The following is a 16,100-nucleotide window of genomic DNA, read 5'->3' on the forward strand; positions in this document are numbered from 1 at the left end:
GCCCGCGTGGTGGATGTGCTGAGTGTGCTCAACCGACGATGGGACGCTCCTCGGGCAGGTCGTAGCGGCGGCCGCGTTCCCGCAGCGCGAGCGCGGAGGCCATGGTGATGGGGCCGATCCTGCCGGTGAACATCAGTGCCACCAGCACCAGGTGCCCCACCGCGGGCAGCTCGCCGGTGATGCCGGTGGACAGTCCCACGGTGCCGAACGCGGAGACGGACTCGAACAGCACGGCGTCCAACCCGAACCGGGTCAGCACCAGCAGTACCAGGGTCGCGGTGAACACCATGCCCACGGCCACCAGCACCACGGTCAGCGCTTGACGGACGACCTCGGTGGGCAGTCTGCGTCCGGCGATGTGCACCTGGGGCTCGCCCCGGGCTTCGGCGAGGATGACGAAGGCCAGCAGCGCGAAGGTGGTCACCTTGATGCCGCCTGCTGTGCCGGCGCTGCCGCCGCCGATGAACATGAGCACGTCGGTGACCAGCAGCGTGGCCGGCTGCATCTCGCCCACGTCGAGGGTGTTGAACCCGGCGGTGCGCGGGGTGAGGCCGTGGAACAGGCCGGTCAGCAACCGCCCGTCGGTGTCCATCGCGCCCAGCGTGGCCGGATTGTTCCACTCCAGCCCGGTGATGGCCACGACCCCGACCAGTGCGATCAGGCCGTAGCCGGCCAGCGTGATGCGGGCGTGCAGCGACCAGCGGCGCTGCACGCGCCGCAGGTGCCGGGTGAGTTCGAACAGCACGGGGAACCCGAGCCCGCCGAGCACGAACGCGACCGCGATGGGCAGGCAGATCCACCCGTCGGTGGCGTAGCGCACCAGGCTGTCCGGGTACAACGCGAACCCGGCGTTGTTGAACGCCGAGACCGCGTGGAACACCCCCAGATACGTGCCGTGCGCCCACGAGTACCCGTAGGCGTTCACCAGCCGCAGGGACAGGATCGCGGCGGTGACGATCTCCATGATCAGGCTCAGCACGATCACGCCGACGACCACGCGACGCACCTCACCCAGAACCAGGCTCTTCGTCTCGGTCTGGGCGCTGCGCTGGGTCCGAAGCCGCATTCTGCGGGTGACCACCATCCCCAGCAGTGAGGCCAGGGTCATGATCCCGAGGCCTCCGACCTGGATCAGCCCCAGTACCACCAGCTCGCCGAAGGTGGACCAGTACGCGGGCGTGTCCACCACGATCAACCCGGTCACGCACACCGCCGAGGTCGCGGTGAACAACGCCGTCACCCACGAGGTCAGCTGCCCGTTCGCGCTGGCGACCGGCAACATCAACAGCACCGTGCCGATCAGGATGGTCACGGCGAAACCGGCCACCACCACCCGCGCCGGATGCCGACTGTCCGGCAACATCCGCCGCGCACCCCGGACCAGTCCACCGACGACACCGGTCACCCACCCCGGCATCCACGTCCCCACACGGTTCACGCCCCACGACATCAACGGCGCAACCTACGCCCCGCGCATCTTCCGGTGCAGCCCCTGGTGATCACGCCCACGTCTTGGCCGGAGGGGGGCGGTTCTCCCCGTTCCGCCGGGCCACGATTCCGGTGATCTCGGTGGTGAGGCCGATGCGGCACACGGGCGGCCCGCTGGTGCGGTCGGATCCGTGTGCCGGGGCGTCTCGGGGCGGGCGTGTGCTCGGGGGAGCATCGCCGTCCGGCGAGTGGGCGAGGTGATCCGCGAAGCCGCCTGCGATGGGCGCCGACGTGTTCGCCGGACGACCGACCGGACCGTGCACGCCTGTCAACGCTTCCCGAAGCCGGGGCACTCGCAGCGAGAGTCCGCGGGGGATTCCGCTCAGTAACCACCCGGTGCAGGCGAGGACGGGAGACACCGGTGAGGTGCCGTGGTGATTCGCGCCGCGGATCTCGGGGTAGCCCCGCAGCGGGGAGACGAAACCGAAGCAGTCAGGAGTGATGATGTCGCGGATTCCCGTGTACTCGGTCGACAACGCGCCGCAGGAAGCGCGTGACCAGCTGGAGGCCCTGCGCGCGCAGTTCGGCAAGGTCCTCAACATCCACGGAGAGATGGCCCACTCGCCCGTGGTCCTGGCCGCCTACAGCGGGATCCAGGACGCGATCGCCCGGCACGGCACCTTCGATCAGGCGACGCAGGAAGCGATCGCGCTGGCCGTCGGCAACACCAACGACTGCGACTACTGCCAGTCCGCGCACACCCAGGGGGCGCTCGCCGCGGGCTGGTCCGAGCAGGACACCGCGGCTATCCGCGCCGGGGGCATCGACGCGAATCCGAAGCTGACCGTCCTGTTGGACGTGGCCCGCGCCATCGCGCGTGACGGGGGAGAGGTCGACGAACGAACGTGGTCCCGTGCCCGCGAGGCCGGGTGGAGCGATGTCGAGCTGACCGAGCTGTTCACGCACGTGATCGTCAACGTCTTCACGAACTACTTCAACCACTTCGCCCACACCGATCTGGACCTGCCGGCCGCCTCCGGCCTGGGTGGGTGAGCGTTTCGGTTCGGCGGGAAGGACGTGGTTCGAACGGGGCGGGGTGCTCCCGTCTTCCGACGGCGGGAGCACCCCCGTTCACGAGCAGGCGGAAAGTTCCGACGACGCGGTGAGGGTGGACATCATCGACTGGTGCTCTCCTCGGACGGGGGTGTGAACGTGCTCTCGGGGGTCCGGGGCGGGATTCGTCCGGTCGTCGTTGAGCGCGCCGGTGCTGTGTCGACACCGTGCTCACGACGCCGGTGGACGGCCTTGGCGACGGCGCGGGCTTCCAGCCCAGCGTAGCGCAGATGCCCGCTCGGGTGGTTGGTGAAGCCGATGAAGTACAGGTCCGGCGCTTGGGGGCTGGTCCGGGACCCGCGCACGGTGGGCAGCCCGCGTGGGCTGAGCAGGGGCGCGGGCCCCAGCAGTTTCTCGAGGTCGGTGGCGTAGCCGGTGGCGGCGATGATGCTGTCGGGGCGGATCCTGCTCCGGTCTGTCAGGTGGACCTGCGGGCCGTCGATCGCGGCGACGGTGGTCACCGGCCGCACCCTGTCCCGCCGGATCTCGTCGACGAGGCCGCGGTCGTGCACCGGGTTGAGCTCGTCGCGCCGGGCCCGGGTGTAGAGCCCTTCGTCGGGGCGGGGAAGCCCGCGGGAGGTCAGGTCCGGCAGGCAGACGCGTTCGAACGTGGTGGTGAGGAAGTCCGCCGCCGGTGTGGGGAGTTTGTCCACGAGGATTCCCATCCGCTGCCAGCGGTCGGCCGCGGGCGGAATGATGTTCGGTGGTGTTCGGACGGACCACCAGACGCGGTGCGCGCCGTTGCGGGCCAGGGCGACCGCGATCTCGGCTCCGCTGTTGCCCGCTCCCACGACGAGGACCGAGTGGCCTTCGTAGGGAGCGGGGTTCTGGTATCGGGCCGAGTGCACCAGGGAGCCGGGGAACGTCTCCGCGCCCGGCCAGTCGGGCAGGTGCGGGGTGCGGTTGAGTCCGGTGGCGATGACGACCGCGGAGGCGGCCAGGGGCCCCTCGGGGGTGCCCAGCTGCCAGCCGGAGCCGTTGCGGCGGACGTGCTCGACCGGGGTGTTCAATCGGATGTCGAGTGCGTTGCGGTGCGCGTACTCCTCCAGGTAGCGGACCATGTCGTCGCGCGCGACCCAGCGCCCGTAGGAGCGGGGGATCGGCATGCCGGGCAGGTTGGACAGTTCGCGCGTGGTGTGCAGCCGTAAGTGGTCGTACTGGTACCGCCAGCCGGCCGCGAGGTGCGCGGAACTCTCGAGGATCGTGGCGCGCACTCCCCGCCGTCCGAGTTCGGCCGCTGCCGCCAGGCCGCTGGGACCTGCGCCGATGATCGCTACGGGGAGCACGGTGTCCGTGCGGTCCTGGTTCAACCTTGACTCCGGAAGTTGGGGAACGGGGCGTGGTGACCCGCGCGGCGTTTCCGACGCCGCGCTCGGTGCTCCCGGCGCGCGCTGACACCGCCGTCGTCGAGCGCGACGGCGGGTTCGCGGGCGTATTCCGCGGAACGAGCCCGGCGGGAATACCGCGAGCGCCGGTTCGCTGGGCCGCATGTCACCAGGTGCAGTCAGCGCCGTCTGGCCGGAGGTGCTTGCGGATCACGCCCATCGGCGGTGAACCACCCCTGCTGCGTCTCGTGCGTTCCTCGCACACGGGGCACCGCACGGTCACGGAGTCTCCCCGCTTCGGTTTGTCGGTGGCCCCGCGTTTGGCCGGTATTCCACTGTTGGCGCAGAACGGCTGCTCCCACGTGGTCCGAAGCAGCGAAAACGTCCAACGCTTGTGGAAGAGGTTGCCGTGGTGTCGAGGGATCTTGCCGGATTTGGTCGGTTCGAACTTCAGATCGCAGCCACCGCAGAACACGTGGGCACCTTTCCGTCCGGTCGTGTGCGTCGGGCGCCGTGGCCGATGACGGTGATGTCGAACCCTCAGGAGAGCACGCGGGTTACCGCGCCGGGTACCGCCGAAAGGGGATCATGGCAACGTCGGTCGTGTTCACCGCGTGATCCGCCGGTTCGCGGGACCGCGGTGACCGGCGTTCGTGCCCGCGGACCCCGCGGTTGGTGGCGTGCCTCCTGTCGTGCGGCTCCACGGCTGGGGCACCGGACGACCACCGGACACACGAGCCCGGATTTCGGTGTGCACCTGATCGAACTCCGGATGGCGGACCCGGCCGTGGTGCCGCGGGGGATCGTCGTGGACACGGGTGGGAGAGGTACAGTTGTCTCGGCCCGCCGGAGAGCACGCGGCGGGACTGAGGCCTGTCGCGAAAGTGCGTGCGGAGGCGGTGTGCGGTAGCACTCCGGGGGAGTCCGAAGACACGCCGTTGCTCGCTTGGAGTCGTCGATGACCGTTCGCCGCGTCATGCCCATTCTCCGGTCGGACACAGCGCAGGGGAACCGGGAGTTCTACGGCCTGCTGGGCTTCGAGGAGGTCATGGACCTCGGCTGGATCGTCACACTTGCCTCGCCGTCCACTCCTGCGGCCCAGATCAGCTTCATGACCAGCGACAAGACCGCGCCGATCACGCCGGACATGAGCGTGGAGGTGGATGACGTGGACGCGACCTACGCGATCGTGCGGGACAGCGGCGCGGAGATCGTGCACCCCCTGCAGGACGAGGAGTGGGGTGTGCGGCGGTTCTTCGTCCGTGATCCCAACGGCCGAGTGATCAACGTGGTGAGCCACCGCTGACATCGGCCCCGCGCCGCTGGTGAGGGTGCCGCTCGTCGAGGACTGCGACCTGGCACCGCCGCCGCGCAGCGGACGGCGAGTTCGTCGTACGGGACGGGGCTGGCCCGTGGTGCTCGAGGCGACCGATGCCGTACCCGGCCGCGTGCCGTTTCCTGCGATCGGCCTCGTCGGACCCAGGCGGCCGACCCGGCCTGATGCCCTCCGGCGACGACGGCTTCTGCACCGGCACCCCGTTGGTCGCCGCCGCACCGGGGCTGCTCGTGCTGGTGGTCCAGGACTACGACGCCGGCACGTGAACCTGGTCGTCCCGCTGATCACGTTCCCGTCCGGACCCCGGGTTTGGAAACATCACGGCCCGGGTACGGACGGGTCATGGTCGAGGAGGTTGCGCGCACATCGTGTGGAGTGTCCTGCGAGGCGTTTGGCCGGTACGGGGTCGAGCCGGTGCCTTCCACCGGGCCGGCGCGCCACACGTGCCTCGACGCCGGTGCCGACATCGCCTCGTCGCCGAGGAGTGCGCGCTTAACCGTCCCGCGGGCCGTTCCGCCGGAGCTTCCGCCCCGAGAGCTCCTCGGTGTCCGCGGCACGCCCGACGGTGTTTCGTGTCGTGCGGGCTGAAGCGCTGCTGCTCGCCGTTCCGGGTGTGCTGCTGGTGGCGACGCTCGGCGCCGTGCCGCTCGCCCGCCGGTTCGGTGTGGGCGCCGGATATCCGCTGGCCGTGCTCTCCGCGGGTGCCGGGGTCCTGCTGCTGACTCTGCTCGGGGACGCGCTCGAGGACCCGATCACGGTGGCGGGGGCGTGGATCCCGGCGCTGGGAGCACAGTGGAGCCTGCGGCTCGACGCGTTGGGCCTCGTCTTCGCCCTGGTGGTCACCTTCGTGGGTGCGGTGGTGCTGGCCTATTCGCCACGGTATCTCCACGGCGGGGAGACCGATCCGGCGCGCTACTACGGTGCGCTGGCGGGATTCGCGGCGGCGATGACGCTGCTGGTGCTCGCCGGGGACGCGCTCGTGCTGTACGTCGGGTGGGAGATCACGACCCTGACCTCCTACTTGCTCATCGCGTCGGTGCGGGCCGGACGCCGCGCCGCGACGCGCGCCCTGCTGATCACGTTCGTCGGTGGGCTGGCGCTGCTGGCCGCGATCCTGCTGGCCGGGGCCTGGTTGAACACCGTGGCGCTGACCGAGCTCACCGATCCGGCCCGCTGGTCCGGGGAGCCGCTGGTGCCGTTCCTGGTGCTGCTGGTCGTCGCCGCCGCGGTGAAATCGGTGCAGGTGCCGTTCCACGTGTGGCTGCCGACCGCGATGGTGGCCCCCACCCCGGTCAGCGCCTACCTGCACGCCGCGGCGATGGTGACGGCGGGGCTCTACCTGCTGCTGCGCTTCGCGGAACCGATCGGTACTCAACCGGCTGTCGGGGCGGCTGTCGCCGCGCTCGGGGCGGTCACCGCGCTGTTCGCCGCGGCGGCGGCCGTGCGCCGCGGCGACATGAAGGAGCTGCTGGCGTTCTCGACGATCAGTCAGCTCGGTTTCATGATGGCGCTGGTCGGCATCGGCACCCGGGACGCGATCACCGGTGCTGTCGTCTACTTCCTGGCGCACGCCACGTACAAGAGCGCGCTGTTCTTGTGCGCCGGGGCTTACGACCACGCGGTGGGCTCGCGGGCACTGCCCGAACTCGCCGGATCGGATCGTCGGTTGCCGCTGACCACCGGCGCGATGGTGTTGGCGTGCTTGTCGATGGCCGGTCTGCCGCCGGCGTTGGGCTACGTCGGCAAGGAAGCGGCGCTCAAGGGGGCGCTGCACCCTCCCGACGTGCTGCGCTTCGCGGTGCTGGCCTGCATCGTGGCGGCGCAGGCGCTCACGGTCGCCTACAGCGTTCGTCTCGCGAGCGCCCCGTTCCGGCGCGGGGCACGCACTCGTCCCGGGGAGCTCCAGCCGCCCGGCGCGTCGGAGTGGCCGATGGCGTTGTGGCCTGCCGCGTTGGCCGTGGTGACGGTCTGGCTGGGGACGGCCACCACGGTGCTCACGCCGTTGACGGACGCCGCCGCCGAGGTCGCGGCGGGAGCACCTCCCGCCACCTCGCCCGCCCTGTGGCACGGGGTCACTCCGGCGTTCCTCGTCTCGCTGGGGATCTTCGGCGCAGGCGGGGTGCTGTTCGTGCTGTGGCGGGTACGGGGCTGGTGGCGGTTGCTGCCGGACGAGATCGGTTCCCGGGCGCTCGACGCCTTCGGACGTCTCCTGCGGGCCTGTGGGCGTCCCGTCGAGCGGATCCTCGTGAGCCCGGCACCGGCGACCCACTTGACGATCGTGTTCCTGGTTTCCTCCGTGGTGGTGTGGGCGGCGCTGCTCGCGTTTCCCGCGACGATCGGTCCCGCGGGGGAGGCGGCACCGCGTTGGGGGGTTTCGGTGCTGATCGCGGTCGCCGCCGTGGCCGTCGCGGTGACGAAGAACTGGCTGACGGCGTTCGCGACGTTGGCCGCGGTGGGGTTTCTGGTCGCGGCGTGGTACGTCCTGCTCGGCGCGCCGCAACTCGCGGCCGTGCAGCTCGTCGTCGACGGTCTGACGGTGATACTGGCGTTGTTCGTCCTCCGGCACCTGCCACGCAGGTACGTCGACGTGCAGTGGCCCCGTCGGGCGTGGGCCGCGGGCGTTGCCCTCGCCGGGGGCGTCACGTTCGCGGGCTTGTCGCTGTTCCAGCGCGACGCGTCCCCGCCACCGGCGTCCGAGTCCTATCTCGCCGAAGCGCGTTCCTCGAGTACCGGAAACGTGGTCACCGAGATCCTGAGTCACTACCGCGCGCTGGACACGCTCGGCGAGACCGCGGTGATCGCGGTGGCCGCGATCGGCGTCGTCGCCGTGCTGCGCACGCGGAGGGGGCGGTCATGAACACGCTGATCAGCCGGATCGCCGCCCGCGTGATCACTCCGCTGGCCGTGGTGCTGGGAGTCCTGCTGTATCTGCGGGGCCATTTCACGCTGGGCGGTGGGTTCCTCGCCGCCGTGGTGATCGGGATCGCCGCCGTGTTCCGCCACATCACGATCGGGGCGAAATCCGTCGAACGGCTCCTCGACCGCGGAACCGGTGATGTCGTCGGTGCCGGGATACTGCTGATGATTCTCTACGGTTTCGCGGGATACCTGTGGGGAGGCGGGTTCTTCGCCTCGGCTGAGCTGCATCTGCGACTTCCCGTTCTCGGTGAGGTGGCGGTGCCCTCGACGCTGCTGTTCGAACTGGGGATCGCGCTGACCGTGTTGGGCATCGTGGTGGCCGTCATTCACGAACTCGGGGGAGAGCGATGAGCGCCGCGATCGCGACCGGAGCGCTCGCCGCGGCGGGGATCTACCTGCTGCTCCACGGAAGTCTCGTCCGCGTGGTGATCGGTTTCCTGCTGCTGCAGCACGCGGTCAACCTCCTGCTGGTCACCGCGCGCTCGCCCCAGCGGGAGGAGGCGCCGATCCTGCCCGCGACCGTGCCGCAGGACCCGCTCGGGCAGGCGTTCGTGCTCACCGCGATCGTGATCGGTTTCGCATCGGTGATATTCCTGCTGGCGCTCACGCTGCGGTACGTGCGGGAGGCCCGCGCGGCCGGACCGGCCGACCGGAACAGCAGCGCGGTCGGCGACACCCCTCGGGAAGGAGGGGACCACGCATCATGGTGAGTACCCAGCTGCTGCTGTTGAGCCCGCTGATCGCGCCGCTGGCCGCGGCGGCGTTCGCGGCGCTCGGGCGACGCTGGAACGGCGTCCAGCGTGCGGTCACCATCGCGGCGCTCGTGGTGGTGATCGCCGCGGGGGTGCTGCTCGTCGTCGAGTCGTTGTCCTCGGGGGTCGTGTCCACGGTCGTGGGGGGCGAGAGTTCCCTGACCGGCATCGCGTTGACGGCCGATCCGTTCGGAGCGGCGCTCGTGGCGGCCATCGGACTGCTGGCGGCGGTGGTCACCGCGACGATGGCCATGACCGGTGACGATCACTCGCCCTTCCTGCAGCCGTTGATGTTGGTGCTGATCGGTGGGGCCTCCGGCAGCTTCATCGCCGGTGACCTGTTCAACCTCTTCGTGTTCTTCGAGGTGGTGCTCATCGGCAGCTACGTGCTGCTGGTCCTGCTCGGCGGACTGCCCCGGTTGCACGCGGCCAGCGTCTACGTCACGGTCAACTTGATCGGGACGATGCTGCTGCTGACCGGGATCGCCGGTGTTTTCGCCGCGACGGGCACCGTGAACCTGGCGCAGCTGGCCCAGCAGCCGGTGGTCGAGTCCGGGGCCATGCCGGGGGCAGTGCTGGTGGTGCTGGCCTTCACGCTCAAGGCCGGTCTGCTGCCGTTCTCCGGCTGGCTCGCCGTTGGTTATCCCGCTGCCCAGCGCACCACGATGGCGTTGTTCGCGGGCACGCTGACCACCGTCGGTGTGGCAGCGCTGTACCGGGTGGTGCTGCTGGCCTTCGACGGTTCGGCCGTCCTGCGGAGCGGTGTTCTCGTCGTCGCCGTGGCGACCCTGCTGCTCGCGTCGGTGGCGGCCGTGGCGGCGAAACAGCACGGGCGGGTTCTCGGGTTGCTGATCGTGACTCAGGTCGGGTTCATGGCCGCCGGTTTCGGTCTGGGAACCGTTGCCGCCGTGACCGCGGGGGTGTTCTTCGTCCTGCAGGACGTGGTCATCAAGGCAGCCGCCATTCTGGCCTATCGTCCGCTCGGTGATTCCCCCGTACCCGCGGGAGGGGTGCGGGCGGTGGCTTTGACCGGTTTCGCGCTGCTCGCGTCGTCGCTGGTGGGGATTCCGCCACTGGCCGGTTTCGTCGGCAAGGCGTTGCTCGTGGAAGCCGCCTTCGACGCGGGCTCGGTCGTGGTGGCCGTCGCGGTCCTGGTGGCCTCCGCGGCGACGCTCGCGGCCCTGCTGCCGCTGTGGTGGCATGTGAGCGGGCGGGGGGACACCGAGCCCGGCAGCGGGACGAGCTCCGCACGGCTGTCGGCGTGCGTCGCTCCCGCCGTGGCGGTCGCCGTGGCCGCCCTGGTGGTCGGGATCGTTCCCGGATGGCTGCTCACGGTCGCCGAAGGATCGGCGGAGGTGCTCGTCGACCCCGCCGCGTACGCACGGCAGGTGCTCGGGTCATGACTCCGCTGCGACGTGTTCCACGGCTGGCGGCGCTGGTGCTGACCTTCGCGGGCCAACTCGTACGTGCCAACTTCGAGGTGACCCGCACAGTGGTCACTCCGGGAACGGTCGATGCCGCGGTGCTCGCCCTCGAGCTGGAAACCGGCAATCCGTGGTTGATCACCACGCTCGCGAACCTGATCTCGCTGACGCCCGGCACGCTCACGCTCGACGTGGCCGAGGATCGGAGCAGCATGTACGTCCACGTGCTCGCGACCCGCCCGTTGGAGGACCGCCGGGACGATCTCCGCAAGATGCAGCGTCTGCTCCTGGAGGCGGTGGGATGACACCGGTGGATCTGCCGCTGGCCGTGCTCGCGATCGGGTTCGCGCTCGCGTTGGGGCGTGTCGCGTGGGGACCGTCGCCCGCCGACCGGGTGATCGCCGCCGAGCTCGCCTTCGTCGTGCTGCTCGCCGGGTTGGGGCTGCTCGCCGTGCGGCTCGAGTCCACGCACGTGCTCACCGTCGCGGTCGTGGTCGCGCTGCTCCAGTTCGTCACCACGGCCGCGCTGGCCTATCTGATCCAGCGCACCCACACGGGTGAGGAGGATTCGGAATGATCTGGGCGGGCACGGTCGTCGCGACCCTCGGCGCGCTGCTGTGCCTGATCGCCGCCGTGGGGTTGGTACGGCTGTCCGACCCGCTCTCCCGGCTGCAGGCGGTGACCAAGGCCAGCACGCTCGGACTCGCGCTCTCGCTGATCGGGGCGGTGCTCGCCCTGCCCGCTGTGGATATCGCGGTGAAGGCCGTGATCGTCGTGGTCTTCTACTGGCTGGTGGCCCCGGTGTCCGGGCATCTCATCGGGCGGGCCGCCTACCGCACCGAGCCCGGAAGGGAGCTGCGGGTCGACGAAGCCGTCGAGCACTTCGAGCCCCCGGGCGGCGAACATTCGGACGGACGGGCTTGAGCGCTTGGCCGGAGGTGTGTCCGCCGCACCGCTCCCGGGAGCACGGTCGTGTGAACCTCTGGGGAGGGACTCGTGACACCTGTCTCGTTCCGGTGCTGGCGCTCAGCGCGGGGCGTGACCACCGACTCGCCGCTGAACAACGGGTCGAGACGCCGGTTCCGGGGGTCGGCGTCCGCAGCCTGATCCGTCTCGGGGTGGTGGGGGAGTCTCCGGGGACGACAAGTTCTGCGGGGTGGACGTCGGTAAGGGCGAGCATCACGTCATCGGCCTGAGCAGCGAAGGAACACGGGTCCACGACGCAGTTCCGCCTAACACCGAGGCCGGTCAGCGTGAGGTCTTCGATCGATTGGCCCAGCGTGGTCAGGTGCTGGTCGTGGTCGATCACCCCTGACTCGGTCGGGGCGCTACCAGCCGGCGGCCCGTGCTGATGGTAACGAGCAGACCGTCTCCGTAGCGGGCACCCGAACTGCGGAAACAGTGCTACCGGAAAGCGACCGAGACCCTGAAAATCGTACTGTCCCAACACACGACCACCGCGGGTGAGTTCGATACGTTGCTGAAGGCCCGTCCTCTTTCCGAAGTCCCAACGTCGATGCCCGGCATCGGTGATGCCGACCACCGCCCACCTCCTGCTCGAAGTCGGCGACGATTCGGCCTTCACCGTCCCAGGGCATCTGACCGTCTGTGCCGGACTGGCCCCGAGCACCAGACCGCCCCACTGGTCGCGCGACCTTGAACAGAGCCGAACCTACCTGACGGCCCCGAGCGTCATGGGGGTATCTGGCTAGACCAGGTGCATGACGTGTTTGATCCGGGTGTATTCGTCGAGTCCGTAGAGGGAGAGGTCCTTGCCGAAACCGGATTGCTTGAATCCGCCGTGGGGCATTTCGGCGGGCAGCGGGAGGTGGGTGTTGACCCACACGCAGCCGTAGTCCAATTCGCTGGAGGCGCGCATCGCGGTGCGGTGGACCCGGGTGTGTACGGATGCGGCCAAGCCGTAGTCCGCCGCGTTGGCCGTGGAGATCACGTCTTGGTCGGCGGAGAACCGTTCGACCGTGACCACCGGGCCGAACAGCTCGTCCCGCACGATCGCGTCCTCGTTGGTGACATTGGTGACGATCGTGGGCGGGTGGAAGAAACCGGGACGGTTGAGCGGTTTTCCACCTGTGGTTACCTCGGCGTGGTCGGGGAGCGCGTCGAGTGCTCGGCCGATCCGATCGATCTGGTTCTGGTTGTTCAGCGGACCGTAGAACGCTGCCACGTCGTCGTCAGGACCGGTGGTGACCAGGGATGTGGCCTGGTTGGTCAGTTCCGCGATGAAGTCGTCGTGCGCGGTGGAATCGACGAGGATCCGCGTGGCCGCCGTGCAGTCCTGACCGCCGTTGAAGTACGCGGCGTGTGCGATGTGCCTCGCGGCGCGCGGAACGTCGGCGTCGCCGAAGACGATAGCGGGGGATTTCCCGCCCAGTCCCAGATGCAACCGCTTGACACTGGTCAGTGCCGAGGTGGCGATCGCGAGCCCCGAGTCGGTGGCGGCCGTTGCGGAGACGTGCTGAGCCGTCCGGTGGCGGGTGATGTCCGCGGTGGCGTGTCGATCACCGCAGACCACGTTGACCGTCCCCGGAGGCAGGAGATCGGCGGTGAGGTCGGCGAAAGCCAGCACGCTCAGCGGTGTGTTGCGGGACGGTTTGAGTACGACAGTGTTACCCGCCGCGAGGGCGGGCGCGAGTTTCCACACCGCCATGAGAAGCGGGTAGTTGAACGGCACCATGTGCGCGCACACGCCGATCGGTTCGCGGCGGACGTACGAGGTGTGGTCAGCCATGTACTCACCGGCCGCCGGGGCCAGTGCCGACCGGATCGCGCCCGCGAAGAAGCGGAACACGTCGACGGCGACCCCGATCTCCTCCACTCGTGTGGTTTCCCGTGGCTTGCCCGTGTTGGCGGACTCGATCCCGGCGAGCCGGCCAGCGTTGCCCTCAACTCTGTCGGCCACGGCGAGCAGTACGCGCTGACGTTCCCACGGGCTGTACGCCGCCCAAGTCGGAAACGCCGCTGCCGCCGCGGCAAAAGCGCCGTCGATGTCGGCGCTCCCGGAACGAGCGGCCTCGGCGAACTGGTCACCGGTACACGGATCGATCAACGGGGAGTACGAATCCGTCGCGGTCGGGGACCATCGCCCGTTGATGAAGTTCGGGTGGCGATCCATCGCGCTGCTCCTCAAATAACGATGCGGCCGGTTCCGTCGTGGTGCAGGTGCGTCAGCTTCCATGCGTGGTCCCGGGCCGGTTCGGTGACCGGTTCGCCGCGGTAAATGACCCGGACACCGTCACCGTGGCTGCCGTAGGTACCCGGCGGGTCCCACGCCGGTTGGCCGTCGGAGCGAGCTGCGGGGACCACGAGCTCCCCTTCGACGAGCTTGGCCAGGCAGGACGCCTGGCGGAGGACGTGGTGGCCGCTGGTGGCCTGATGTGACAGCACTACGGCCTTGTAGGCCAGCCACAGCCCCCCGGAGGTATCACCGAGGTAATATGGCTGGTACGAGCCGTGCTCCAGCACCGCCCGCGCTTGGGCGACGGCGTCGAACGACCGCTCGTCGAACTCGTCCCGCATGGACACCCAAGGCACCCGCAACCGGGCGGCCTCCGTCGCGGGGTCGAGACCCCACCTCTGCCAGGCCGAGCTGCGGAAGTTGTCGATGACCATGTCGACGTCCCCGGGTGACAGATCGATGACTTCACGGGCGTGCGCGGGACGCAGGTTCTTGTCGTGGTTGATCCAGGACCACAATTCGTCGCCGCGGTGCAGTCCTTGGATGGGATCCGGGTGTCCGGCCGGATTGGTCCACTTGGTGACCTCGTAGCCCTGCTCGGCCAAGATCATTCCGGCGTAGGCGGGCAGGACGTAGGAGCCCAGTTCGAGTACTCGGGTCATGACTCTCCCTTCGCGGCGAACGTGTGCGACGCACGTGCGATGTCCGTGGTGAGCTCGTCGACGAGATCCGAGGACATGTCGGAACGAACGACGATGCGCCCAGTGGTCGGGTGCGTCGGGGTCCGCGACTGGTACACCGGGATGTGCCACCCCTTGTCAGCCAGTGACGTCGTGAGGTCGGTAACCGCCGCACTGGCCGGTGAACCTGCCGTGAATGTGACGACCGGCAGGTCACTCCCGCCGCTGAGCACTTCGATGTCCGGTTGCTCCGCGAGCTGCCTTGCCACGCGTTCGGCGATGTCCCGGGAACGCAGGTGCGTGGCACGATAACCGGAGCGGCCTCGGCGGATCAGCTGCAGGTACTGCTCCACGACCGGCGCCGATGGGCGGGAGAACGACAACGTCGGCTCCGGTGCTCCCGTTCCGATGTAGGGCGCCGCAAGTGCCAGTTCGTCCATAGTGGACCAACTGGTGCGCCACAGCAGCCACCCCACGCTCGGTCGGGTCAGGCCGTACTTGTGCCCGGATGCGTTGATCGACACGACGCGATCGAGCCGGAAATCCCATGGGAATTCCGGCTGGAGGAACGGAGCCACGAACCCACCGGAAGCGGCATCGACGTGCAGCGGAATATCCAGTCCCGTGCGCGCGTGCAGCTCGTCGAGCGCCGTGCTGACCTCGTGGACCGGGTCGTACAGACCGAACTCGGGAGAACCGAGGGTAGCCACCGCGCCGATCGTTCCGGCATCGCAGCTGCTTGCCACGGCGGCGGGATCACTGATGGGCTCACCCTGCCGTGGCGGAAGAAGGCGCGGCTCGACGTTCCAGAACATGCAGAAGCGCAGCCAGCACGTGTGCGCGGTGGGGCCGAGCACGAGGTTCGGCTGCTGATCGTGGTTCTGCTTGCGCCATCGGCGAAGCAGCTCGGCCGCGGCGATGACGGCGGCCTCGCTGGATCCCGTCGTGGCGCACCCGCCGGTGTCAGCGGACCCGTGCCACAAGTGCCGCAGCATGGCCAGGCACCGGTGTTCGAGGATCGTCACGCCGGGATATTCGGCGCGGTTGATCAGGTTGTGCCTCGACCAGCGCCGGACCAGTGTGTCGATGTGCGGGTCGCACTCGGGGGACACGAACGTACCGAGGTTCCGGGACGGTGGGATGTCGCTGCGAGTGACGTCCCTGATCACCTCCTCGGCGGTTTCCTGAGAGCATGGTGCTTCCAGGAAATCGACGTCCACGGGGCCTGTGCCGGGCATCGTTCTCCGACCTCGTATTTCTGCTCGGCGTCGCGATCAGCGTTCGCTGCGTACCGGCCCGCATCTGCCCTCGATGGGCAAATATCCGCAGCCTCGGCGTGCTGCCAGAAAAACTAGGTGGACGCGCTGACACGGCGCTGACGTCACAGTGACGTCGAATCAGTCACCAGGAATGGTTGCGGGAATCTCGAGAAGGTGGCGGCCGTCCGTGGTCGGAAAGGTTCACACTGCGAGTCGCGCTGCCAAGCGTTCGGCCAGTTCGGTGAAGTAGAATTCATCGTGTTCAACGGGAAGGAGCTTCGTTATCAGCAGGTAGCCACCTTGCGTGGTTCGCTCGCTGCTCTGGGAACGACCAATCAGCATCGTTCGTAGCGTCACTCGGGAACGGGGCGCCTCGGTCTCGTCACCCTTCCAGGGAGGATCCGAAGGCCGGTCGTGTGATCGAGTCGTGGGTGAACTGGACTCAGCGTAGTGGAATGTTCCGGACAGCAGTGCACCGTCCAGGAATCTCAGTGCCGATTCAGCGCGGAAATCGGTGGACGGGCACGAGGAGATCATTCTTGGGGCGGTGGAGGGAAACAGGATGTGACCACCACATGGCGGCTACTTTCCCGTTGTCTTCTTTTTACGGTGGGATCGTCCAGTGTCGAGTTCTCCGGGCACTCCCGGTGAGTCACTCGAAGGGCGAA

The 16,100-nt window shown here is 69.0% G+C and carries 15 protein-coding genes and 1 pseudogene; 10 read left to right on the top strand and 6 right to left on the bottom strand.

Annotation, left to right across the window (positions count from 1 at the left end; translation table 11 throughout):
* Nucleotides 1–28: 28 nt before the first annotated feature.
* Nucleotides 29–1,363 (bottom strand): TrkH family potassium uptake protein, encoded by a 1,335-nt coding sequence (locus FHR84_RS03775; protein ID WP_343075163.1) that lies wholly within the window; start codon nt 1,361–1,363, stop codon nt 29–31.
* Nucleotides 1,364–1,932: 569 nt separating this feature from the next.
* On the opposite strand from FHR84_RS03775, the gene FHR84_RS03780 reads away from it, so the two are divergent.
* Nucleotides 1,933–2,481: a carboxymuconolactone decarboxylase family protein gene (locus tag FHR84_RS03780; RefSeq protein WP_179533994.1), complete on the top strand. Its 549-nt coding sequence runs from the start codon at nt 1,933–1,935 to the stop codon at nt 2,479–2,481.
* Nucleotides 2,482–2,603: 122 nt separating this feature from the next.
* Here FHR84_RS03780 and FHR84_RS03785 read toward each other — a convergent pair whose 3' ends face one another.
* Nucleotides 2,604–3,851: a flavin-containing monooxygenase gene (locus tag FHR84_RS03785; protein WP_218861927.1), complete on the bottom strand. Its 1,248-nt coding sequence runs from the start codon at nt 3,849–3,851 to the stop codon at nt 2,604–2,606.
* A 973-nt stretch (nt 3,852–4,824) separates the two neighbouring features.
* Here FHR84_RS03785 and FHR84_RS03790 point away from each other — a divergent pair.
* The 9 genes and pseudogenes from FHR84_RS03790 to FHR84_RS23470 form a co-directional block, all read left to right on the top strand.
* Nucleotides 4,825–5,172, top strand: a complete 348-nt coding sequence (locus FHR84_RS03790; protein ID WP_179533996.1) for a VOC family protein — start codon at nt 4,825–4,827, stop codon at nt 5,170–5,172.
* A 607-nt stretch (nt 5,173–5,779) separates the two neighbouring features.
* Nucleotides 5,780–8,059, top strand: coding sequence for a hydrogen gas-evolving membrane-bound hydrogenase subunit E (mbhE, locus tag FHR84_RS03795; RefSeq protein ID WP_179533997.1), 2,280 nt, complete (start codon nt 5,780–5,782; stop codon nt 8,057–8,059).
* Nucleotides 8,056–8,472 (top strand): MnhB domain-containing protein, encoded by a 417-nt coding sequence (locus FHR84_RS03800; RefSeq protein ID WP_179533998.1) that lies wholly within the window; start codon nt 8,056–8,058, stop codon nt 8,470–8,472. The genes mbhE and FHR84_RS03800 overlap by 4 nt, the downstream gene beginning before the upstream one ends.
* On the top strand, nt 8,469–8,831 hold the full coding sequence (locus FHR84_RS03805) for a sodium:proton antiporter (RefSeq protein WP_179533999.1): 363 nt from the start codon (nt 8,469–8,471) through the stop codon (nt 8,829–8,831). The genes FHR84_RS03800 and FHR84_RS03805 overlap by 4 nt, the downstream gene beginning before the upstream one ends.
* A complete protein-coding gene (locus FHR84_RS03810) occupies nt 8,825–10,276 on the top strand; it encodes a complex I subunit 5 family protein (RefSeq protein ID WP_179534000.1) in 1,452 nt (483 codons plus the stop codon). The genes FHR84_RS03805 and FHR84_RS03810 overlap by 7 nt, the downstream gene beginning before the upstream one ends.
* Complete coding sequence (locus FHR84_RS03815) at nt 10,273–10,602, top strand: Na+/H+ antiporter subunit E (protein WP_179534001.1); 330 nt, start codon at nt 10,273–10,275, stop codon at nt 10,600–10,602. Before FHR84_RS03810 ends, FHR84_RS03815 begins: the two co-directional genes overlap by 4 nt.
* Nucleotides 10,599–10,874, top strand: coding sequence for an MrpF/PhaF family protein (locus FHR84_RS03820; protein WP_179534002.1), 276 nt, complete (start codon nt 10,599–10,601; stop codon nt 10,872–10,874). Before FHR84_RS03815 ends, FHR84_RS03820 begins: the two co-directional genes overlap by 4 nt.
* Nucleotides 10,871–11,221: a monovalent cation/H(+) antiporter subunit G gene (gene mnhG, locus FHR84_RS03825; RefSeq protein ID WP_179534003.1), complete on the top strand. Its 351-nt coding sequence runs from the start codon at nt 10,871–10,873 to the stop codon at nt 11,219–11,221. Before FHR84_RS03820 ends, mnhG begins: the two co-directional genes overlap by 4 nt.
* A gap of 232 nt (nt 11,222–11,453) precedes the next feature.
* A pseudogene (locus tag FHR84_RS23470) lies at nt 11,454–11,631 on the top strand (IS110 family transposase); the annotation flags it as partial.
* Between the two features lie 374 nt (nt 11,632–12,005).
* On the opposite strand, the gene FHR84_RS03835 reads toward FHR84_RS23470, so the two are convergent.
* From FHR84_RS03835 to FHR84_RS03850, 4 genes are all read right to left on the bottom strand, one after another.
* Complete coding sequence (locus FHR84_RS03835) at nt 12,006–13,430, bottom strand: aldehyde dehydrogenase family protein (protein ID WP_179534005.1); 1,425 nt, start codon at nt 13,428–13,430, stop codon at nt 12,006–12,008.
* 11 nt (nt 13,431–13,441) lie between these two features.
* The gene (locus tag FHR84_RS03840) at nt 13,442–14,155 is read right to left on the bottom strand and encodes a CoA transferase (protein ID WP_179534006.1); all 714 of its coding nucleotides are present in this window, start codon (nt 14,153–14,155) and stop codon (nt 13,442–13,444) included.
* On the bottom strand, nt 14,152–15,411 hold the full coding sequence (locus tag FHR84_RS03845; RefSeq protein ID WP_179534007.1) for a pyridoxal-dependent decarboxylase: 1,260 nt from the start codon (nt 15,409–15,411) through the stop codon (nt 14,152–14,154). The genes FHR84_RS03840 and FHR84_RS03845 overlap by 4 nt, the downstream gene beginning before the upstream one ends.
* A gap of 222 nt (nt 15,412–15,633) precedes the next feature.
* Nucleotides 15,634–15,774: a hypothetical protein gene (locus FHR84_RS03850; protein ID WP_179534008.1), complete on the bottom strand. Its 141-nt coding sequence runs from the start codon at nt 15,772–15,774 to the stop codon at nt 15,634–15,636.
* Nucleotides 15,775–16,100: the final 326 nt, after the last annotated feature.

The sequence above is a fragment of the Actinopolyspora biskrensis genome (genome assembly GCF_013408175.1).
Lineage (GTDB): Bacteria > Actinomycetota > Actinomycetes > Mycobacteriales > Pseudonocardiaceae > Actinopolyspora > Actinopolyspora biskrensis.